General features: G+C 63.0%; 23 protein-coding genes. All 23 read left to right on the plus strand.

What is annotated here, in order from left to right; genetic code table 11:
- Positions 1-7: 7 nt before the first annotated feature.
- The 23 genes from DSC91_RS04190 to DSC91_RS04300 all read left to right on the plus strand — a co-directional run bounded on the left by DSC91_RS04190 (position 8) and on the right by DSC91_RS04300 (position 19,716).
- Positions 8-868 carry a hypothetical protein gene (locus DSC91_RS04190; protein ID WP_115776966.1) on the plus strand — a complete coding sequence of 287 codons (861 nt, stop codon included), beginning with the start codon at positions 8-10 and terminating at the stop codon, positions 866-868.
- A gap of 738 nt (positions 869-1,606) precedes the next feature.
- The gene (locus tag DSC91_RS04195) at positions 1,607-2,170 is read left to right on the plus strand and encodes a helix-turn-helix domain-containing protein (RefSeq protein WP_175172101.1); all 564 of its coding nucleotides are present in this window, start codon (positions 1,607-1,609) and stop codon (positions 2,168-2,170) included.
- A complete protein-coding gene (locus DSC91_RS04200) occupies positions 2,061-4,103 on the plus strand; it encodes a phage terminase large subunit family protein (protein WP_341869798.1) in 2,043 nt (680 codons plus the stop codon). The genes DSC91_RS04195 and DSC91_RS04200 overlap by 110 nt, the downstream gene beginning before the upstream one ends.
- A gap of 8 nt (positions 4,104-4,111) precedes the next feature.
- Positions 4,112-4,318, plus strand: a complete 207-nt coding sequence (locus DSC91_RS04205; protein ID WP_115776968.1) for a phage head-tail joining protein — start codon at positions 4,112-4,114, stop codon at positions 4,316-4,318.
- Positions 4,315-5,829, plus strand: coding sequence for a phage portal protein (locus tag DSC91_RS04210; RefSeq protein ID WP_115776969.1), 1,515 nt, complete (start codon positions 4,315-4,317; stop codon positions 5,827-5,829). The genes DSC91_RS04205 and DSC91_RS04210 overlap by 4 nt, the downstream gene beginning before the upstream one ends.
- A complete protein-coding gene (locus tag DSC91_RS04215) occupies positions 5,816-6,955 on the plus strand; it encodes a head maturation protease, ClpP-related (RefSeq protein ID WP_115776970.1) in 1,140 nt (379 codons plus the stop codon). The genes DSC91_RS04210 and DSC91_RS04215 overlap by 14 nt, the downstream gene beginning before the upstream one ends.
- A 36-nt stretch (positions 6,956-6,991) precedes the next feature.
- Positions 6,992-7,333, plus strand: a complete 342-nt coding sequence (locus tag DSC91_RS04220) for a head decoration protein (RefSeq protein WP_115776971.1) — start codon at positions 6,992-6,994, stop codon at positions 7,331-7,333.
- Between the two features lie 87 nt (positions 7,334-7,420).
- Positions 7,421-8,416: a major capsid protein gene (locus DSC91_RS04225; protein WP_115776972.1), complete on the plus strand. Its 996-nt coding sequence runs from the start codon at positions 7,421-7,423 to the stop codon at positions 8,414-8,416.
- Between the two features lie 10 nt (positions 8,417-8,426).
- Positions 8,427-8,723, plus strand: coding sequence for a head-tail joining protein (locus DSC91_RS04230; RefSeq protein WP_115776973.1), 297 nt, complete (start codon positions 8,427-8,429; stop codon positions 8,721-8,723).
- Positions 8,724-8,736: 13 nt separating this feature from the next.
- Positions 8,737-9,276 (plus strand): phage tail protein, encoded by a 540-nt coding sequence (locus DSC91_RS04235; protein WP_115776974.1) that lies wholly within the window; start codon positions 8,737-8,739, stop codon positions 9,274-9,276.
- Positions 9,266-9,793: a hypothetical protein gene (locus tag DSC91_RS04240; protein ID WP_115776975.1), complete on the plus strand. Its 528-nt coding sequence runs from the start codon at positions 9,266-9,268 to the stop codon at positions 9,791-9,793. Before DSC91_RS04235 ends, DSC91_RS04240 begins: the two co-directional genes overlap by 11 nt.
- 4 nt (positions 9,794-9,797) lie before the next feature.
- Positions 9,798-10,475, plus strand: coding sequence for a phage baseplate assembly protein V (locus DSC91_RS04245; RefSeq protein WP_115776976.1), 678 nt, complete (start codon positions 9,798-9,800; stop codon positions 10,473-10,475).
- Between the two features lie 241 nt (positions 10,476-10,716).
- Positions 10,717-11,124, plus strand: coding sequence for a hypothetical protein (locus tag DSC91_RS04250; RefSeq protein WP_115776977.1), 408 nt, complete (start codon positions 10,717-10,719; stop codon positions 11,122-11,124).
- An 83-nt stretch (positions 11,125-11,207) separates the two neighbouring features.
- Positions 11,208-11,420, plus strand: coding sequence for a hypothetical protein (locus DSC91_RS04255; RefSeq protein WP_115776978.1), 213 nt, complete (start codon positions 11,208-11,210; stop codon positions 11,418-11,420).
- Positions 11,421-11,422: 2 nt separating this feature from the next.
- Positions 11,423-11,767, plus strand: coding sequence for a GPW/gp25 family protein (locus DSC91_RS04260; RefSeq protein WP_115776979.1), 345 nt, complete (start codon positions 11,423-11,425; stop codon positions 11,765-11,767).
- Positions 11,764-12,657: a baseplate assembly protein gene (locus tag DSC91_RS04265; RefSeq protein WP_115776980.1), complete on the plus strand. Its 894-nt coding sequence runs from the start codon at positions 11,764-11,766 to the stop codon at positions 12,655-12,657. Before DSC91_RS04260 ends, DSC91_RS04265 begins: the two co-directional genes overlap by 4 nt.
- Positions 12,650-13,213 carry a phage tail protein I gene (locus DSC91_RS04270; protein WP_115776981.1) on the plus strand — a complete coding sequence of 188 codons (564 nt, stop codon included), beginning with the start codon at positions 12,650-12,652 and terminating at the stop codon, positions 13,211-13,213. The genes DSC91_RS04265 and DSC91_RS04270 overlap by 8 nt, the downstream gene beginning before the upstream one ends.
- Complete coding sequence (locus DSC91_RS37990; protein WP_175172102.1) at positions 13,213-14,502, plus strand: gp53-like domain-containing protein; 1,290 nt, start codon at positions 13,213-13,215, stop codon at positions 14,500-14,502. Before DSC91_RS04270 ends, DSC91_RS37990 begins: the two co-directional genes overlap by 1 nt.
- A gap of 3 nt (positions 14,503-14,505) precedes the next feature.
- Positions 14,506-14,940 (plus strand): phage tail assembly chaperone, encoded by a 435-nt coding sequence (locus DSC91_RS04280; protein WP_115776982.1) that lies wholly within the window; start codon positions 14,506-14,508, stop codon positions 14,938-14,940.
- Between the two features lie 108 nt (positions 14,941-15,048).
- The gene (locus DSC91_RS04285; protein ID WP_115776983.1) at positions 15,049-16,218 is read left to right on the plus strand and encodes a phage tail sheath subtilisin-like domain-containing protein; all 1,170 of its coding nucleotides are present in this window, start codon (positions 15,049-15,051) and stop codon (positions 16,216-16,218) included.
- 10 nt (positions 16,219-16,228) lie between these two features.
- Entirely contained in the window at positions 16,229-16,732 is a 504-nt protein-coding gene (locus DSC91_RS04290; protein WP_115776984.1) for a phage major tail tube protein, read from the plus strand.
- Positions 16,733-16,820: 88 nt separating this feature from the next.
- Complete coding sequence (locus DSC91_RS04295) at positions 16,821-17,168, plus strand: phage tail assembly protein (RefSeq protein WP_115776985.1); 348 nt, start codon at positions 16,821-16,823, stop codon at positions 17,166-17,168.
- A 109-nt stretch (positions 17,169-17,277) separates the two neighbouring features.
- Entirely contained in the window at positions 17,278-19,716 is a 2,439-nt protein-coding gene (locus DSC91_RS04300) for a phage tail tape measure protein (RefSeq protein ID WP_115776986.1), read from the plus strand.
- Positions 19,717-19,719: the final 3 nt, after the last annotated feature.

A 19,719-nucleotide genomic window follows, 5' to 3' on the forward strand; every position in this document is an offset into this window, starting at 1 on the left:
AGGAACCATGTACGAAATCGAATTGAGAGAGCAGGTCGGTGTCGCTATCAATCCGCGCTCGCAGACGGCCGACTCGGTCGGCGACGTCGCGTTGAAGATCGGCGCGCTCGCCAAAGTCGACGAACTCGGCGCATTGCTGCTGCGCATGAAGTACGGCGACGACAAACGCCGGTCGGGGCTGCATCGCGCAGTACTGCTGCTGGCGAAGCGCGAGCGTTCGAGTGTGCGGTTCAAACGCGGCAAGTACATTGCGTTCAAGCGCGAGATCCGCGAGGCTCCGCACACGACGCCGCAATCTCCGATGGCCGATGTGATCGAACGATTCTCCGCGGCTGTGCTCGAAGCGTGGCTCGATGACATGTGTGGCGCGTGCAGCGGGCGTGGCACGGTCGGTGGCAAGGAAGGTGTTGAGTCGGGCATCGCTGCATGCAGCACATGCAACGCGACCGGCAAGGTTGCAGTCGGTAGCCATGCCACACCATTCTGTTCGTGGCCGCATGGACTTGCGCGCGGTGAACAGGTGAAGCGGGGCCAGCGTTACGAAGCGCCGACGACTGGGTTGCCGGTTTGCGAAATGATGATGCGGACAGAGTTTGATGGATGCCCGGCGTGCGCCGGCATTGGCCGGATCGCAACGCGGGCAAAGTCGATGTCGCGTCAGGTCTGCCGTGTGTGTAGTGGCACCGGCAAACGCTGGCAGATTCCGGCGCAGCGCGCGCACGCGATGCAGGTGCCGCTGGGCCAGTATCAGGCTCACTGGCATGAGCGGTTCGAGGCGTCGCTGCGTATGCTGACTGCGCTTGATGAGTGGACAGATCTGCAACTGCGTCGTGAGCTGCGCGCAAAACCACTTGCGAATCCGAAATGATTCGCATAGACTCCGTTTTCAATGATGTTCGCTGGCACCGCGCGTTAGTCGTGCAGCCCTTTCGAGACACAACAACAATAAGTGGAGCTCGTTAGGTACGGCGGGTCCGCTCGCCTGAACAAAACGTAACGAATACCCAGAGCCCCGAGTGCGCAAGCCTCGGGGCTTTTTTACTGCGTTGTAGGCAATGTCTAGGCTCCTTTATTTCCAATGCGCCTTCGTAACAAGGCGCCACTGGATAGGACCGATCCCTGGGTTGTGAAGATGATGGCCCTGTGGAGGAAGCGGATTCCCCAACGTCGATACGGAGCTGCCGCCGCATGCTTCGCAACGGTAAATTCCGGAATAGGGAGTCTGCCCTCCCGGGCTATGAAGAGCGTCGAATTCTGGTCCCTGTTCCTGGACCAGATAATTTCCGTATTTGTAATAGGCCATGCTTGGTCTCCTTAATTGCGCTGTATTGCGTCATCGCTGTTCTGCAAGGCAGAAATGACGTGCCGTCACGGTGACGACAATTCATCGTAGGAACACCTTAAGTAGGTTGCAACGATGTCGGCTAAAAATAGCCATTGAGACTACATATTTATGCGAATTGAATAGACATTCGGTTCTTGGGCTCGTAACCCGGGCCCAAGCGTTCGCCCAGTTGGGAACCGGGGACCCTATAGCCGTTCGGGACACGGGGGCTCGCACCCGCGTTTTTTCTCTACTGGTGATTCTCCAAGGGGGGTCATATTCATGCCAACCCAGCAACAGATCGCCGACCACCTGGACCTCGACCAGTCGGCCGTTTCACGCCTCGTCGACAAGCTCGGTATCGACTACCGGCAGACGTCGATGGACGACATCCGTATCGAGTACATCCGGCACCTTCGCGGCATCGCCGCCGGCCGCGTGGGCGACGGCGGATACGACCTCGCTACCGAGCGTGCGATGACCGAGCGTGTCGAGCGCGAGATCAAGATCCTCACGCTCGCGGAGAAGAAGGGGCAGCTCGTCAACGCAGAGCAGCTTGAACGCGCCTATGGACAGATGGTCGGCGCGTTCCAGTCGGACCTGTTGTCGCTGCCGGACAAGATCGCGCAGGAGATGCGCACGCTCTATGGGGTCGACGTCGATGTCGAGCTGTTGAATGAACACATCAATGGATGTCTCGAGCAGCTGGCTGGATACGAGCCAGACAGTGCGCGCAGTGATCCGGCGCCTGGCGAAGCTGCTGACGCCGGCAGAGAAGATCGGGACGACGGACTGGGCGAGACGCTATCGCCGTTTGAGCGCGAAGGCGGCGGCGAGCCCGGGTAAATACAACCCGGACATCACGCCGTGGGTGCACGGCATGCATGCGGCGCTCGACGATCCGCGCGTGCAGAAGGTCGTATGCATGAAGTCGGCGCAGGTGGCATGGACCGATGGTGTTCTGCTGAACTACGTCGGACGGCGTATCGACATCGATCCGTGCCCGATGATCATCATGTTCGCGAAGGAAAAGTCGGCAAAGAAATTCAACCTCGAAAAATTCGAACCGATGGTCGAGGTGACGCCGCGCCTGTCCGCGAAACTGCCTGTGCATGCAGGCCGCGACAAGAACAACCTGTGGGACCACAAGACTTTTTCCCGAGGCTTTCTCAAGTTCATCACATCGAACGCGCCGGACGACGTGAAGTCGACGCCGGCGCCGGTGGTTGCAGTGGAAGAGCCGGACGACGCGAACCAGAACGTTCGTGAGCAGGGCGACTCGATCACGCTGCTCGAGGAGCGCAACAAGAGCTACTCCGACAGCCGCCGCAAGGTGATTTTCGGCGGCACGCCGACGATCGATGGTTTCTCGCGCATCGCTCAGGCCTATGAGTCGTCGGACCAGCGCCGGTATCTGGTGCCGTGTCCCGATTGCGGCGAAGAGCACGAACTGGCCTGGGACAACGTCACATGGTCCGAGAATGCCGAGGCGCCGCATGAGGTGTTCGGACTGGCGACGCCTCAGTCCGCGCGTTACGCGTGCCCTTTCTGCGGCAGTTTGTGGGATGACACGGCCCGGTTTCGCGCCGTGCGCCGCGGCCGATGGGTCGCGACCGCGGCGTTTCACGGCGTCGCAGGCTTCCGTCTGAACGAGCTTGTATCGCCGTTTCCCGGCTCGCGACTCGCGGAGCTTGTGAAGAAGCGGCTCGTCGCGGAGAAAGCGCTGCGCGCGGGCGACGACACGAAGATGCGCTCGTTCGTCAACAACACCGAGGGACGCCCGTACAAGTACGAGAGCGATATTCCCGAGATCGATCTGCTCGCCGAGCGTGCGCTTGAATATGCGGTCTTTACGGTACCGGTCGGCGCGCTGCTGCTCACGATCGGCATCGACGTGCAGCACGACCGGATTGCGATTGTGCTGCGCGCGTGGGGCCGGGGCGAAGAAAGCTGGCTGGTGCTGTGGGATGAAATCTACGGCAACGTGCTGGAGCAGGGCACCGACCCGATGGTCGGTGGCGTGTGGGGCGCGCTGACTGATCTGCTCACGCAGGGCTACCGACACGCGAACGGCTGGGTGCTGCGCGTGAGGGCGGCGTCGATCGACTCGTCGGACGGCTCGACGTCGGATGCCGTGTACCGCTATGTGCGCGTCGCGCAGAAACGCGGCATCAACATCATGGCGATCAAGGGTGCGAAGGATATCGGTGCGGAAATATTCAGCGTGCCGAAGGCGTCGGTCGACTCCGTACGCAACAACAGCAAGGCCGCGAAGTATGGTCTGCGCCCATATATGGTGGGCGTGAGCAAGGCCAAGGATCTGATCCTCGACAACCGGCTGAAACTGGACGGTGACGGCCCCGGACGCCTGCACTGGTACAGGGGCGTGCGTGCCGACTATCTGCAGCAGCTCACCGCGGAAGTGAAGGTGCCGGGTCGCATCGGCAGCAAGCGCATCTGGCAGAAGAAGGCTGGGGCACGTAACGAAGCGCTCGACTGTGAGGTGTATGCCCTGCACGCGGCGCGCAGCATCAAGACGCACCTCATGACCGAAGCGCACTGGATGCTCGAGCAGCATCGCCTGTCACAGGTCTCGCTCTTCGACGCGGTGCCCGTTGCGACCGGCCTGCCGGCGGTGGCGGATATCGAGGCGCCGGATCCGCCGCCGACGACGGCCACATCCGCACCCGGCAACACACCCGAAACCCCGCCTCCGAGCGGGGTTTCGCGCATTCAGGGCCGTCGAACGGGACGGTCAACGTATCTGAAACGCCGATAGGAGCAGTTATGGCTTACACAGCGGCGGATCTCGCCCGCATCCAGTCCGCGATTGCGAAGGGCGAACTCGAAGTCCAGTATGCCGACCGCAAGGTCCGTTACCGCTCGATTGCAGAGCTTCGCGAGGCGCAGACCGAGATTGTGCGGTCGCTCGATCGTGCGAACCAGCGATCGCGTGTGTTTCGCCTGCGTCATGGCGGCAAGGGATTGCGATGAAGGGCTCCTATCCATCACTTGCGCAGCGCGGATTCGTCATGCCGACACGCCTGAAGGCGGCGGCGTACGAAGCGGCCAGCTCGGCTGGCGCGCGCGGGCGATCGTGGCAGACGTCGAGTGCCGGGCCGAACGCCGCGGCGGTGCAGAACCTGCCGCTCATTCGCAGCCGGGCGCGCGATGCGATCCGCAACGACCCGTGGGCGAAGACAGCGATCGCGCGGCTGGTGTCGAACACGATCGGAACCGGCATCCAGCCGCATCCGCAGCATCCGGATCCGGCTATCCGGCGGCAACAGAAGCAACTGTGGGACGACTGGGTCGGTGAGGCCGACGCAGACGGCCTGCTCGATTTCTACGGACAGCAGACGCTCGCTGCGCGTGCGTTCTTTGGCGACGGCGAGGTGCTGGTGCGCCGGCGCATGCGTCATCCCGATGACGGGCTTCCGGTGCCGCTGCAACTTCAGGTGATCGAGGGCGATCTGCTGCCGGTCGAAAAAAATGAACTGCGGCCGAACGGTGGGGAAATCATCAACGGCGTCGAGTACGACGCAGATGATCGTCGCGTCGCCTATCACCTGCTGCGTCGTCACCCGGGCGAATACAACCGGATGTCGACCGGCGGTCTGGTGACGACGCCGGTTTCAGCCGACGATGTTGCGCACGTGTTCCAGCCGTTGCGCGCGGGGCAGGTCCGCGGCGTGCCCGAGCTGTCGACGGTGCTGCTGCGTTTGCACTCGCTCGACAACTTCGACGACGCCGTGCTGTTCCGGCAGGAAATCAGCAACCTGTTCGCCGGTTTCCTCGTCAAGCCGAACGCAGAACCGGGCCTGGGTGGCGATCCGGTGACGGGCGAGGGGCTGGCTTTCGACTCGGACGGTTTCTCGCCGGTCGTGTCCCTGGAACCGGGAACCGTGCAGGAACTGGCACCAGGCGAAGACATGCGGTTCGCAACGCCGCCCGGTGCCGGAGCCGATTACAGCCCGTTCATGCGCCAGCAGTTGATGGCAGCCGCCGCGTCCGTTGGCATGCCGTACGAAATTCTCACCGGCGACCTGCGTGAGATCGGTGACCGCGTGCTGCGGGTGCTGCTCAACGAATTCCGGCGCTCGATCGAGCAGCTGCAGTGGAACATTTTCATTCACCAGTATTGCCGCCGCGCGTGGGCGTGGTGGGTTGACGCGTGTTCACTGTCGGGCGCCATGCCGATGCCGGATTTTCATCGTACGCGCCGCGAATACCTGCGTGTGCGATGGGTGCCGCAGGGCTGGCCGTACATCCATCCGGTGCAGGACGTGAACGCGCAGAAGCTGGCGATCCGCTCCGGGCTGACGAGCCGCTCGGCCTCGATCCTCAAACAGGGCGAAGACCCGGAACAGGTCGACGGAGAAAACGCCGCCGATAACGCGCGGGCCGATGCGCTTGGTCTGCGTTACGACACCGATCCACGCTCGCGCGACATCGCGGGTGATATCGCTCATTCAAAAGCAGGAACCGTAGATGAAAAACCGTAAGTGGTGGGACATCAAGGCGATGACGAACGCGCAGGGCGTGGCCGTCGCCGAGATCCGGATCTATGACGAGATCGGATTCTGGGGCACCGATGCCAAGACGTTCATCGCGCAGCTCGACAATGCGGCGGCCGGCGCAACGGAGCTGATCGTCGCCGTGAATTCGCCGGGTGGCGACGTCTTCGACGCATTCGCGATCTACAACGCGCTGCGTCGCTACGCCGGCAAGGTCACCGCGCGCGTCGATGGCGTGGCAGCTTCCGCGGCCGGACTGGTGGTGATGGCGGGCGACCAGGTGGTGATGCCTGAAAACGCGATGCTGATGATTCACAACCCGTGGACGATCGCGCTTGGTTCGGCGGCGGATCTTCGCAGCACGGCCGACATGATGGACAAGGCGCGCGACGGGATTCTCGCGGCGTACCGGCGCAAGAGCGGTCAGACGGATGAGGATCTGACCGCGATGATGGATGCGGAGACGTGGCTCACGGCGCTCGAAGCGCAGTCGCTTGGCTTTTGCGACGTGATCGAGGAGCCGGTGCGGCTCGCGGCGTCGACGAATGCGGCGGGCCTGCTTGCCCGCTTCAGGAACCCGCCGGAGCCCGTGCAGGCGCTGGTCGAGGCAGAGGGTAATGCGCCGCCGCAGACTGACCCACCAGCGAATGACCCGCCGGTCAGTGAGCCACTGGTCAGTGATCCGCCGGCAGAAAACCCACCTGCGCCCGCGCCGCAGGATCCGGACCCGGTTGTCGTGCCGGAAGAGCCGGGCGTGCTGGCCGCGCACGTGTTCACCGCCTGCCGTGCAGCAAACCTGTCGGCGTGCGCGGAAGGCATCGTGACACTGACCGCGCTGAAGGATCGCGCAACGATCGATGCGGCGATCCGGAACGCGACCGATATTGCCGGTCTGTGCCTGGCGGCGAAGCTGCCGGAGTTGACCGCGCAGTTTGTGGGTGACGGTCTGAATCCCGATCAGGTGCGCGCGCGCCTCTTCGATCGCGTCACGCAGACCCAGCCGCGTGTGAATAACCGGCAACAGCCGGTCTCAAATGATGCCGGTCGATCCTCCGCGGGTCCGAAGGCGTCCTCGATCTACGCCGCCCGTCAGGGCGTCGCAAAGTCACTTTGATAACGGCGCTATTGAGGCGCAGAAAGGAGCAGACGTATGACCATCAAGACCCAGGGCACGCTGACCGGCGAGTTTCTTCTCTCCGAAGGCGAAGGCCAGATTTCGCGTGAGCGCATCGTTGTTGCGAAGGGCGATGCGCTACCGGCCGGACAACTGCTCGGCACGCTCGGCACCGGCGAATATGCGCCATACAACAACACCGCGGCAGACGGTTCCGAAATCGTCACGGCGATCCTGTATGCGCCGCTGTCCGCTTCCGACAACCCGCGCCCCACGGTCGGCATCGTTCGGCTCGCTGAGGTCGCAGAAGCCCGTCTCACCGGCCTCGATGTGGCCGCCCGCAGTGACCTCGCTGCCCACTACGTGATCGTGCGCTAACCGGCGCCATCGTTTCGACCATGTGGCCGTCGCTGCCTGCCAGTCCAGATCGCGACGGCTGCGTCACAGCTATTCAGGAGAGTCTTTATGGCGGACATCGCCCTTTTCAATGACGACGCGTTCTCGCTGTCGTCGCTCAGCGCTGCGATCAACGAGCAGCCATTTGTGCCGAGCCGGCTTGCGGCACTGGGCCTGTTCGAAGAGCAGGGCATCACGACGACGGTGGTCCAGATCGAGAAGGATGGCGACACGCTCGCGCTGGTTCCGGCCGGCATTCGCGGATCCTCGGCCAGCGTGGTCGTCGGGAGCAAGCGTCGGATGCTGCCGTTCAACACGGTGCACCTGCCGCAACGCGCAACCATCGGTGCCGACGAAATCCAGAACCTGCGCGCGTTCGGCTCGGAGACCGAACTCGAAGCGCTGACCACGGTAGTTACCCGCCGGCTCGGCAAGATGCGACGGCAGCTCGACGCGACGCACGAATTCCACCGGATCGGAGCGATCAAGGGGCAGATTCTGGATGCGGACGGCAAATCGGTCGTCGTGGATCTGCTGAAGGCATTTGATATCGAGCAGACCGTGATCGACTTCGAGCTCGACCAGGCCGGAACTGAGATCCGCACGAAGTGCCAGCTGGTGCTCGACGCGATCGAAGACGCGCTCGGCAATATTCCGTTCACCGGCGCACGCGTGCTGTGCGGCCGGAAGTTCTGGAACGCGCTGATCGTAATGAAGACGGTCAAGGAAACGTATCTCAACACAGCGATGGCCGCAGCGCTGCGCGGCGACACGCGTGACGCATTCGATATCGGCGGCTGCACCTTCGAGCGCTATCGCGGTCGCGTCGGTGACGTCGGTTATGTCGCTGACGATGAAGCGCATGCGGTGCCGGAGGGCGTGCCGGACCTGTTCATCACGCGCTTTGCGCCGGCGGACTACGTTGAAGCGGTGAACACGACCGGTCTGCCGTACTACGCGAAGCAGGAGTTGATGGACTTCGGCAAGGGTGTCGAGATCGAGGCGCAGTCGAATCCGATTCACCTGTGCACGCGTCCGAAGGCCGTCATCCGGCTGACGGTCTGAGGAGGCACGTATGGCGTTCCGTGATCTGGTCGCGGATCTCGACGACGCCGTGATCCGCGACCTCGCTGACGACGACATCACGGTCGACGGCGAGCCGGTTCGCGGCATGTTCGCTGCGCCCTGGCTCGGTCCGGATCTCGGGCGGCAGCGCACGCAGCTCGAGCATCCACAGGTGAGCGTGCGGGATGCCGATGCCGTTGCGATCCGCGAGGGCAGCATCGCGATGGTCGGCGTCGATGAATACGTTGTGTTCGAACTGCAGCCTGACGGCACGGGGTGGACTGTGCTGCTCTTAAGACCCCGTTGATGAGGCCACGCCGATGGATGCACTGAAGGTCGAGATCGACATCAAGGAAGTGACGGCAGCGCTTCACGGGTTGTCAGCTTCCGCCATGCAGGCTGCGTGGCGCCGCACGCTGCGCAAAACCGCAGCATGGATCAGGAGCCAGACGGGCAAGGAAGTGTCCAAAGGCACGCAGATCCCGCAGAAGGTGATCCGCAGCCGGCTGTACTTTTTCATGCGTTCGGCCGATACCGGCAAGGTCTGGCTGGGCCTGAATCCGGTCGAAGCGCACCGGCTCGGCTCGGTGCGCGAGACGAGCAAGGGCATGCGCGCGGGTCGGTTCACCTTCGATGGCGCATGGCGGCAGACGAAGGCGAAACCGGACGGGCCGATCTACCAGCGAACCGGCAAGGCGCGCACGCCGTTCGAGATCGTGACGGTGAACTGGTCGAAGACCGGCGACCCGGCATTCCGTCGGGCGGCCCAGATGTGTGAGGCGCGATTGATGGTCATCCTGAAGCAGGAAGTGAATTATGAAATCCAGAAGGTGATTGGAGGAGTCCGGCGTGCTCGATAACCTGAAAACGCTGCACGACGCGATGATCGACGGTCTGCGCACCGCGCTGCCCGATATCTCGCCCATCGACGCGTATCCGCGCATCGGCCGGAAGATTCCGACGCCGAGCATCGCCGTCGAGATGTCGGAAATGGAGCCGGGGCACGATCCCGGTACCGGTCAGACGTCGCTGATCGGGCGCTTTCAGGCGCGGGCTATCTTCGATCCGCTCGCACCACACGCGGATCTCGCGGTGCGCCAGCTGGCCGCGCGAATCGCGTGTGCCGTGCACGCGCAGACGTGGGATGTGCCGGTGACGCCGGCGAGGCTGGTGCAGATCGGTGACGATCCGTTCAAGCCGGAGCTCGACGCGTATCTCGTCTGGCTCGTCGAGTGGTCGCACGAGTTTGATCTTGGCGATGTCGCTGCGCCGTTCCCGCCTGCTGGTTCGGCTGTGCTGTGGGGCGTCGATCCGGATACGGGCAGTGCACCGGCAGCAGAGTACTGGGATCCGGCGCAGGACCCATCCTTGGGATAGCGACATGAGCGACTACGAGATTGGCGAGATCGATCGCCTGATCGCGAGCATCGTGCAGGCGGGCTTCATCGACAGTGTTCAGTACGACCCGCCGCGCTGCCGGGTGCGCAACGGAGAGTGGGTCAGCGCGCTGTTGCCGTGGAAGACGTTCGCTGCTGGTCGGGTCAGGACGTGGTGTCCGCCCTCCGTCGGCGAGCAGGCTGTCGTACTGGCGCCATCCGGCACGCTTGCTGGTGCATTCGTGCTGGCTGGCTTCTATAGCGATACGCACGGCGGTGCGAACGGCAACACTGCGAACCTGACGGCGACCGACTATCCGGACGGCGCGCGTGAGCACTACGACCACGACGCGCACGAATATGTCCTGTCGGTTCCCGCTGGTGGCCGGATCGTCTTCCGGATCGGCGCAACGCAGATGGAGCTGACTGCGGACGGCATCACGCAGGCCGCGCCGAAGCTGCTCGTCGACGCGCCGGATTCGACCTTCACCGGCAACAGCACGACACAGAAGCGGCTAACGTACCAGGGTGGCATGACGGGCAGCAACGCGGCAGGCGGTCCTGCATCCGAGATCGACGGCGACGCGAACTACACGGGCACCGTGACATCGAAAGGTATTTCGCTGCCGGGTCACAAGCATATGAGTAAGGGTGACGGGGACCTGACTGACTCGCCTGTCTGACGGCTTCAAGGCCATTTTGATCCTGTGTTTCAGGCCCATACACATGCCGTTCAACCCATGGCGGAAGGACTATTTCAAGTTCACTTGTGGCAAGGCACAGTCCGATCAGTGCCGGAGAGATTGACGTCTCCAGTGGCCCACCGCACAAGTCGTTACGCGTGGCGCGGCCTTTGGCATGGAGGCTGGCCGACGCATGTTGATGTCGGAGCCTGGAGCGAAAATCGTCTGAAAGGAGATGGAAATGACCTTGGAAAATAGCGTCGTATTTTCAATAGTTAAGCGTACCCCGCGAGGCGCGCTGGATATCGCCGGCAACCAATGTCTGTACTTCAAAGATACTGGCTCGGCGGAATACCTCAAATTGGTGAATAGTGAAAAAGAACTACCCCGTCTCTTTCTGAAGGCGGCGGATGTTCAATCTGTGGAGCGTGTAACGACGACGAACGCCGACGCCGACGACGGTTCGGCGATGTATTACCTGTTTCCTGCTTCGTGGTTGAAAGATCCTCAGGCTTTGTACGACAAGTTCAAGATCGACAAAACGTCGGGTGCCCTTCGTCCGAATAACTGGACGAGCATTGATGGTACGCACACGCTTGAACTGCCGTCTCCATCCGGCGGAATTTCGGACGCAAGCTCAAACGGGTGATGTCGATTGACATTGCCTTTGACTGACACTGGGTCGTTTTTAGCCTCGCATTCGTGCGGGGCTTTTTTATTTGGAGCATCGATATGCCGACGGAGATTGGGACCGACGATCGCACTGATGTACAGGGGCAGAAGCCAGTGACGTACCTCGACCGCACGTTCAGATCGCGCACGCTGGTATTTGCGGACGGCAGCACGCTTGCCGTTGAAAAGAGCACCGCGGTGGCTTCCAACGACGAACAGATCGCCGCGCTTGACCGCCATCCCGATTTCGAGCGCATGACGGACGGATCCTGACCATGGGCGCGAGTACGGCGCTGGTCGGCATGGACCGACAGACAGGCAAACCCATCACCGGCCTCGCGCATCTGAAGCAGAGCGTCGGCGACATTCTCTCGACGCGCAAGGGCACCCGGCGCGAGCGGCCGGAATACGGCTCCGACATTCCCCGCATGGTCGACCTGCCGCTTTCCCGCGGCTGGATTTCATCCGCGCAGGCGGAGGCGGCCCGTGCGATCGAACGTTGGGAGCCGCGTCTGAAGTTATCGCGCGTGAGTGTTGTGTCCGTGATCGACGGCAAGGTGACGTTCCGTATTCAGGGCGTCTACGAGGGCGATGACGTCGTTTTTGAGGTGGCAACGTGACAACCATTGATCTGACTGCGATCGATCCGCCGGATCTGGTCGAAACGCTCGACTTCGAGGACATCTATCAGGAGAAGCTCGAGCACTTCAAAGACATTTACACCGACTGGAGCGCGGCGCTCGAGTCCGATCCCGTGGTAAAACTGATCGAGCTTGCAACGTACCGCGAGGTGAGGTTCCGCGCGCGGGTGAACGACGCTGCGCGGGCAGTGATGCTGGCGTTTTCGACCGGCGCCGATCTCGAACATCTGGCTGCGCTGCTCGACATCGGGCGCGCAACCATCGATCCTGGCGACGCAGATGCAATTCCGCCTGTCGACCCGACGCTCGAGGGCGACGACCGGCTAAAACTGCGCACGCAGATGTCGATCGAGCGTTCAACTGTCGCCGGGCCCTTCGGCAGTTACATCGCGCTGGCGCTCAACGCTTCCGCCGACGTGCTGGACGTCAAGGTGGATCGTCCGGAGGCGGGCATCGTCCGGCTGACGCTCCTGTCAACGGTGGGCGATGGCGTGCCTGACCAGACGCTGATCGACACCGTGACGGCAGCTGTCACGCCCGAAGACGTCCGGCCGCTGAACGACGACGTGCTGGTGACGGCGTCGTCACGCGTTGATTTTGTCGTTGACGCGGACGTATACGTGGGCAGCGGCCCGGGTGGGGAAGCGGTTTTCGAGGCGCGTCGCGCGGCCCTCGACAAGGCGATCGCCAGCGCCCGCAAGCTGGGTACCGGCATGTCGCTATCCGCGATCTACGGTGCGCTGCATCCGCCCGATTCCGGCGTGATCGATGTCGATCTGCGATCGCCACCAGCCCACGTTGTGTGTACGCCGCGGCAGTTCGCCAACTGCACGTCGATCGTGCTCAACATGAAGGTGGACGATGCGTGACGCACTCTTGCCGGCCAACCAGACACCGCTTGAAACTGCGTTGGCGACTGTCATGGCGCCGCGTGTCGATCCCGAAATCCTGCGCACGCTATGGGACGCGGACCGATGCCCGCTCGCATGGTTGCCGTGGCTCGCGTGGGCGCTGGCGGTCGACGGCTGGGAGCTGGCCGAATCCGAGGACGCTAGGCGGGCACTGATCAAGGGCTCGCTCGCGCTGCACCGTAAGAAGGGCACGCCGTGGGCGGTGCGCGAGGTGATCCGCAGGCTCGGCTTCGGCGAGGTCGAGCTGGTCGAAGGGCGCCTCGCGCGACGCCGCGACGGGTCGATTACGCGCAATGGTGACTATGTACACGGACGCGCCAATGCGTGGGCCGAATACATCGTCAAGCTTCAGCAGCCTGTCACGCGTGACCAGGCGGACAAACTCAAGTCAGTGCTCGAGCGCTACGCACCTGCGCGTAGCCTGCTGGCGTCGCTCGACTACTCGGCTGTGCCGATCCGCCATAACGGTGCGGCAACGCGCAATGGACAATACAACAGAGGGAGTGCCAAATAATGGCGAATCTGGTGGAAACCAGCCAATGGGAAGAAGGGGTCTATCAGTTGGAAACGTCGGACCCCGTGGTAGGTGGTCCGGACGGGATCGATAACCGGCAGGCAAAGCAGCTTGCGAACCGCACGGCGTACCTCAAGGCCCAGCAGGAAGCCCACGCCGGTGCCGCCGATCCGCATCCGCAGTATCAGACGCCGGCGGAGACGCAGGTGCTCATCACGGCCGCGATCAATGCGCTTGTTGCCGCCGCACCCGGCGCGCTCGACACGCTCAAGGAGCTGGCTGACGCGCTCGGCGATGATCCGAATTTCGCGACGACGATGATGAACGCGCTCGCGCTGAAAGCACCGCTCGCCTCACCGGTTTTCACGGGCACACCCAAGGTTCCGACGCAAGCCGTCGGTGACAATAGTCTGGCTGCTGCGTCGACAGCCTTCGTTAATGCGCTTGTCGCGGCCGGCGTGCAATCTGCCGGCAAAATATACGGTGTCAATCGACCGAATCTGCTGCCCAATGGCTCCGGCGAATTTGGCGATTACGGATGGGACGCGACCAGTTTCGGCGCCACGCTCGACGGCAACGCGGGCGGGAGCCTCTTTCAGAACGCGGCAGCTATCAACGCTGCAACCGTTCAGGATGGTTCACCGTTCATTGCTGTCGGTCCAAACGTCAATCTGGCTGTCTCTGGCGATGTGAGCATGAGCACGGCCACATCCGGTCGGGGTTTTATCAAGGTCGCTTTCTACGATTCGACCAAAACCAGTCTGGGGTCGAATTTTGCATCGACGGCCGTGAACTTCGGCACCGGCTTTTCTTCCGTTCAGGGCACGGGCGTGACACCTGCCTCATGCGCTTACGTGAAGGTTTTCAAGATTGCCGATACGAACGTTGTCGCACCGATTGGCGGCGTCAGATTCCGGCGTATCAAGCTTGAACTTGGCACGACTTCGTCGCTTTACTCCGACGAGTCGAGCATTGCGTCGCTTGCCGCACTGTTCTCCTACACGATCGGCACTAACGGCTATTTCAAGCTGCCGAGCGGTCTGATTGTCCAGTGGGGCAGTGCTGGCTCCAACGCTTCCGGTATTGCGTCGCTCACATTACCGGTTGCCTTTCCTAACGCACTGCTGGTGGCGAATTGCAACTACCTGCTCAATGGCACCGGGCTCGGTAGCGTCGCACAAATGTCCAGTAACTCCACGAAGAGCACTTTGTACGGGAACGTATTCATCACAACAAACGGCGTGGCCGTCAGTAACGGCGTCGTCTGGTTCATTGCGATTGGGAACTAAAACATGGGTATCAAGCAGGCTGCATACGATCAGACCGGCGGAATCACTGCGTTCTACGATACTGAAGACAGTCCGGCCCCCGAAGGCATCACCGTGGCCAGTATCACTGATCAACAGTGGCACGACCTGCTCGACGGTCAGGCACAAGGCAAACGCATGGCTATCGACGCTACCGGCGCACCGGCGCTGCTCGATCCGTTGCCGCCCTCGCGGGCCGAGCTGGCCGCGGCGATGCGCGCCGCGCGTGACGTGGCGCTCGCCTCAACAGACTGGCTCGTCGCCCGGCACCAGGACGAAAAACTGATCGGCAACGGCACCACGCTGACGGCCGACCAGTTCGCCGCACTCCTCAAATACCGCCAGGCACTGCGTGATCTTGCCGACGCGACCGGCTGGCCAAACGTCGAACTGCCCGCGACTCCTGATTTCCTGACGTAGAAGCCCGATTCCCGCTTGCTGTCGTATCGCTCGCGTTTCATCACCCGAAGCCGCCGACCCAGGCGGCTTTTCTTTGGCTGATTCCTTGCCTGATTCCTGGAGATATTCATGGGTGCAACATCGTTTTTCCACGGCGTGACCGTGTCGCTCGTCGACACCGGGCCGCGCACCATCGCCGTGCCGAGTTCGTCGATCGTCGGCATGGTCAACACCTATACGCCCAGTGCGGATCTGGCCGCGCCGAATGTGCCGGTCCAGTTGACGAGCTACCGCGAGGCTGTAGCGGCGTTCGGCGAAACCAGCGCCATTGCGAAAGCGGCACGCGCGATCTATGCGCAGAGTAGCGCTGTGATTGTCGCAACGGGCGTGGCTGCTGGTGGTGAGGCTGCGGCGCTCACCTCGGCGATCATCGGCGGCGTCAGTGCCGGCGGTGCACGCACCGGCCTGCAATCACTGCTCGACGCGAAATCGAAATACAACGTGCAGCCGCGTCTGCTGCTGGCACCCGGGTTCTCTTCCACACAGGCGGTTGCTACGGCGATGGACTCGCTTGCTGGCAAGCTGCGTGCGATTGGCATCATCGACGGGCCGAACACCGACGACGAAGCGGCGATCGCCTACGTGCAGAACTTCGGCAGCAAGCGGCTCTATATGGTCGATCCGGGAGCCACGATGTGGGACACGACTGCCAACGCGGACGTCAATGTGCCGGCTTCGTCGTATGCGGCGGGTCTGTTCTGTCAGACCGACGCGAACATCGGTTTCTGGGCATCGCCGTCGAACAAGGAAATTACCGATATCACCGGCACGAAGCGGCCGATCGAGTTTCTCGACGGCGACGAGACCTGTCGCGCGAACCTGCTTAATAACGCCAACATCGCGACGATCATCCGCGACGGCGGGTATCGCCTGTGGGGCAACCGCACGCTGTCGGCCGATTCGAAATGGAAGTTCGTCACGCGTGTGCGCACGCTCGACATCGTGATGGATGCGGTGCTGGCCGGCCATAAATGGGCGGTCGACCGCGGCATCACTGCAACGTATGTGAAGGATGTCACCGAAGGGCTGCAGGCGTTCATGCGCGACCTGAAAAACAAGGGTGCGCTGATCAATTTCGAGGTATATGCCGATCCGGAGCTCAACACCGCGACGCAGCTCGAAGACGGCAAGGTGTACTGGAACATCCGCTTCACCGACGTGCCGCCTGCAGAAAACCCCAACTTCCGCTTCGAGGTCACCAACCAGTGGCTGACCGAAGTGCTCGATACCAATACGTAAGAGGTGATGCGTGACTCCGGAAACACTTTATAACTTCAACGTGTACAGCGACGGCAAGGGATTTGCCGGACGGGCCACGCAGTGCACGCTACCGAAACTGAAGATCAAGACCGACGACCATCGTGCCGGCGGGATGGATGCGCCGGTGAAGATCGATCTCGGCATGGAGGCGCTCGAAGCCGCGTTCCAGATGTCGACGATGGAGCGCGACGTGCTGAAGTTCTTCGGCCTCGCCGACGCGACGGCATTCAACGGTGTGTTTCGCGGTGCGTTCCGCGACATCAAGGGCGGGACCAAGGCTGTTGCCACGACGTTTCGCGGGATGCTCTCCGAGGTCGATGGCGGCGACTGGAAGCCGGGCGAGAAGGTCGACGCCAAATTCACCGTGTCGTTGACGTATTACAAGCTGGAGATCGACGGCGCGGTCGTGCACGAGATCGACGTGCTCGGCATGGTGCGCGTCATCGACGGCGTCGACCAGCTCTCCGAGATCCGCAAGGCGATCGGTATGTGACGACCTGTCGCGTGCGCGCGGCAAACGTGACTTTTTAACCTGAACGGCGGGCCGTACGGCCCGCCGTCTCTATTTGGAGGTGGAACAGATGGACAGCAATGTGGATGGCAACCTGGCGAGCAATGTGACTGGCACTGTGCCTGGCAGTGCGGCCGATCGGGTCGACAGCGTGACGGTCAGGCTGGATTACCCGGTGGCGTTCGACGGCGTCGTACGCGACGCGCTGACACTGCGGCGCCCGAAGGTGCGCGACATGCGGGCCGCGCAGAAAATCGCGCCGGGTGACGAAGAAGGGCAGGAACTGGCGATTTTTGCGGCGCTCGCGGGCGTGTCGCCGAACGACCTGGAGGGCATGGATCTCGGTGATTATCACCGCGTCCAGGATGCCTACTTTCGCCTCACATCCGCTGGCAAGAATCAGCCAGAAAACGCTTAAGGCGCTGGCAAAGCGGCTGCTTAAGGAGCACGGCGTGCAACCCGCCTCGATCGACGGGATGACGCTCGACGAGGTGATCTGGTGGCTGACGGACTAGCGGGGGACTGAATTGGCAAACGACATTGCACTCGGGATCGTGATCGGCGGCGCCGTGTCGGCGACGTTCGGCCGCGCGATCACCGAAACCAGTTCGCGGATCGTGGGTCTCCGCAAAACCGCGAATGAGACGCGGCTGTGGCAGCGCACGATTGGCGAGACGGTGAAGCTGCAGGACGAGTTTCGCCGCCTGCACGCGGCTGGCGACCGCGCGGCGGACGGTATCCGCCGCAAGATTGAATCGAACCTGCGCACGCTGCGCGAGAACGGCATCGAGGTCGACCGACTCGACCGGGCGTATTCGCGTCTGGGGCGAACGGTGCGCGGTCTCGAGCTGAAGGCAACGGGCCAGGAGCGGATCGCCGCCGGCCGGGAAGGCGCACGCGGCGCGGTTGGCGACGCCGTGAAATTCTCGGCCGCCGTCGCGGTGCCGGCGACGATCTCGGCCGATTATCAGGCCATCATCCGCGACATCGCGATCAAGGCCGGTATTGCACGCACCGCGCAGGAAGCGTCGATGGGTGAGCGCATCCGCCGTGACGCGAGCGCTAACGGTATCGGCCGCAACGAGCTCGCCGACGCGGTCAACCAGATGGTCGCGGGCGGCATGGATGTGAGCCGCGCGCTCGACTTCGCACCGCTGGCCGCGAAGTTCGCGATCGGCCAGGCGGCTACCACGGTCGAGACCGCGAAGATGATCCAGGCGCTGCAGCAGAACGCGAAGATCACCGACCCGAAGCAGATGGAAAAGGCGTTCGAGGCGATCGCGTTTCTCGGCAAGGAGGGATCGTTCGAATCGGCGGACATGGCCCGCTGGTTCCCGGTGCTGCTCGCGGAAATGCAGAAGCTCGGCATTACCGGGCAGGATTCGGTCACGCAGCTCGGCGCGATGCTGCAGGTGCAGATGAAGACGGCCGGCAACGCGGACGAAGCGGCCAACAACCTGAAAAACTGGTTTTCGAAAATCGGATCCAATGAAACCGCGAGCAACTACAAAAAGGCTGGCGTCGACTACGACGCAAAAATGCGTGAAGCGATCGGCAAGGGCTGGTCGACGCTCGAGGCTTCCTTCGTTCTCGCGCGCGCGTATATCGAGCGTACCGATCCCGCCAAGGCGAAGCAGCTCGCCGACGCCGCGAAGAGCATAAACGGCGAGTCCGATCCGGATAAGCGCCGCGCTCAGATCGCCGCGTTCGAAGACACGATGAAGACGGGTGACCTCTTCAACGACATGCAGGTGAAGGCGGCGCTCACCGCGTACCTGCAGAACGCAGACCTGTATCAGAAGCTGAAGAAGGATTCGAGCCAGGCGAGCGGCGAGATCGCGAAAGACCTGGCTGACCGGCGCGATGCCTCGAAGCAGGTCTGGAGCGAAGTCGGGCAGCAGTGGAACGATGCGATGCGCAGTATCGGCGACGCGTTGCGCCCCGTGACCGATGCGGTTGGCCACGCGGCGAAGACAGCGGGCAATGGGCTCACGAAGATCACCGACGCTGCGCCTAAAGCGACGATGGCGGTCGCGGGCGTCGCGGCCGGCCTGATCGCGTATCGCGGTGCAAAGTCACTTTTCCAGATCGGTCGCGGCGCGCTCGACATTGCGCGCGGGTCGATTCTCGTCGCGCGTGGGGGCGCAGGTGGTGCGAAGAGTGGCGGCGGTCCCGTGGGGCGCGCGATCGAGGCGCTCGGTGGCGCCGCGGCGGCGGCCGGTGTGCAGCGCGTTTTTGTCGTCAACATGCCGGGCGGCGGTGCAGGCGGCGGCCTGGGCGGCGCTGTGGGTGCTGTTGCCGATGAACTGGCTGCAGCGGGCAAGGGCGGTTCGGTGGGGGCCGCTGCTGGCAAAGCCGGGCGTTTTGCCCGCGTCTTTGGCGCCGCACGCGGCGTACTCGGTCGCGTGATGCCGTACGCCGGCAAGCTGGCTCTCGCGGGCACCGTGCTGAAACTCGGGCTGGCGGCAAACAATGCGTACGCCGTGGCGACGGGCACCGATACGCGGGCGGCGAAGGCGCAGGGTTTCGCTGGCATCGCTGGCAATCTCGCCGGGGGCCTGCTGGGCGCGAAGGTCGGTGCCATGATCGGTGCATTCGGCGGGCCGGTCGGCGCTGCGGTCGGCGGTCTCGCGGGTGGAGCGCTGGGGGCGTTCGCGGGTGAGAAGGCGCTCGGGGCGATCGCGAGACTGGCGTTTTCGCGCAACGACGCGCCGCAGCCGGCGGTGGCCGAAGCGCTCGCGAAAGCGAAGGCCCTCGAAAGGGCACCGGGTGCCGACCGGCCCGTGGCGAAGATCGACCAGCAGAACACCTTTGCGCCGGTCTTTCACGTCACGTTCCAGGGCGAGCCGGGCAGCGACGCGGCTGACCGCTTCCTCACGAAAGTGTCGCCGCAGTTGCAGCGCCTGATGAAAGACGAACTGGCGAAGAACAACCGCTCGGCGATGTTCGATAGCCCTCATCTGTAGGAG

The sequence above is a fragment of the Paraburkholderia caffeinilytica genome (assembly GCF_003368325.1).
Lineage (GTDB): Bacteria > Pseudomonadota > Gammaproteobacteria > Burkholderiales > Burkholderiaceae > Paraburkholderia > Paraburkholderia caffeinilytica.

What these genes read in the sequence shown, in the direction of transcription:
- DSC91_RS04190 (WP_115776966.1), top strand. Translation starts at nt 8, where the DNA reads ATGTACGAAATCGAATTGAGAGAGCAGGTCGGTGTCGCTATCAATCCG.
- DSC91_RS04195 (WP_175172101.1), top strand. Translation starts at nt 1,607, where the DNA reads ATGCCAACCCAGCAACAGATCGCCGACCACCTGGACCTCGACCAGTCG.
- DSC91_RS04205 (WP_115776968.1), top strand. Translation starts at nt 4,112, where the DNA reads ATGGCTTACACAGCGGCGGATCTCGCCCGCATCCAGTCCGCGATTGCG.
- DSC91_RS04210 (WP_115776969.1), top strand. Translation starts at nt 4,315, where the DNA reads ATGAAGGGCTCCTATCCATCACTTGCGCAGCGCGGATTCGTCATGCCG.
- DSC91_RS04215 (WP_115776970.1), top strand. Translation starts at nt 5,816, where the DNA reads ATGAAAAACCGTAAGTGGTGGGACATCAAGGCGATGACGAACGCGCAG.
- DSC91_RS04220 (WP_115776971.1), top strand. Translation starts at nt 6,992, where the DNA reads ATGACCATCAAGACCCAGGGCACGCTGACCGGCGAGTTTCTTCTCTCC.
- DSC91_RS04225 (WP_115776972.1), top strand. Translation starts at nt 7,421, where the DNA reads ATGGCGGACATCGCCCTTTTCAATGACGACGCGTTCTCGCTGTCGTCG.
- DSC91_RS04230 (WP_115776973.1), top strand. Translation starts at nt 8,427, where the DNA reads ATGGCGTTCCGTGATCTGGTCGCGGATCTCGACGACGCCGTGATCCGC.
- DSC91_RS04235 (WP_115776974.1), top strand. Translation starts at nt 8,737, where the DNA reads ATGGATGCACTGAAGGTCGAGATCGACATCAAGGAAGTGACGGCAGCG.
- DSC91_RS04245 (WP_115776976.1), top strand. Translation starts at nt 9,798, where the DNA reads ATGAGCGACTACGAGATTGGCGAGATCGATCGCCTGATCGCGAGCATC.
- DSC91_RS04250 (WP_115776977.1), top strand. Translation starts at nt 10,717, where the DNA reads ATGACCTTGGAAAATAGCGTCGTATTTTCAATAGTTAAGCGTACCCCG.
- DSC91_RS04255 (WP_115776978.1), top strand. Translation starts at nt 11,208, where the DNA reads ATGCCGACGGAGATTGGGACCGACGATCGCACTGATGTACAGGGGCAG.
- DSC91_RS04260 (WP_115776979.1), top strand. Translation starts at nt 11,423, where the DNA reads ATGGGCGCGAGTACGGCGCTGGTCGGCATGGACCGACAGACAGGCAAA.
- DSC91_RS04270 (WP_115776981.1), top strand. Translation starts at nt 12,650, where the DNA reads ATGCGTGACGCACTCTTGCCGGCCAACCAGACACCGCTTGAAACTGCG.
- DSC91_RS37990 (WP_175172102.1), top strand. Translation starts at nt 13,213, where the DNA reads ATGGCGAATCTGGTGGAAACCAGCCAATGGGAAGAAGGGGTCTATCAG.
- DSC91_RS04280 (WP_115776982.1), top strand. Translation starts at nt 14,506, where the DNA reads ATGGGTATCAAGCAGGCTGCATACGATCAGACCGGCGGAATCACTGCG.
- DSC91_RS04285 (WP_115776983.1), top strand. Translation starts at nt 15,049, where the DNA reads ATGGGTGCAACATCGTTTTTCCACGGCGTGACCGTGTCGCTCGTCGAC.
- DSC91_RS04295 (WP_115776985.1), top strand. Translation starts at nt 16,821, where the DNA reads ATGGACAGCAATGTGGATGGCAACCTGGCGAGCAATGTGACTGGCACT.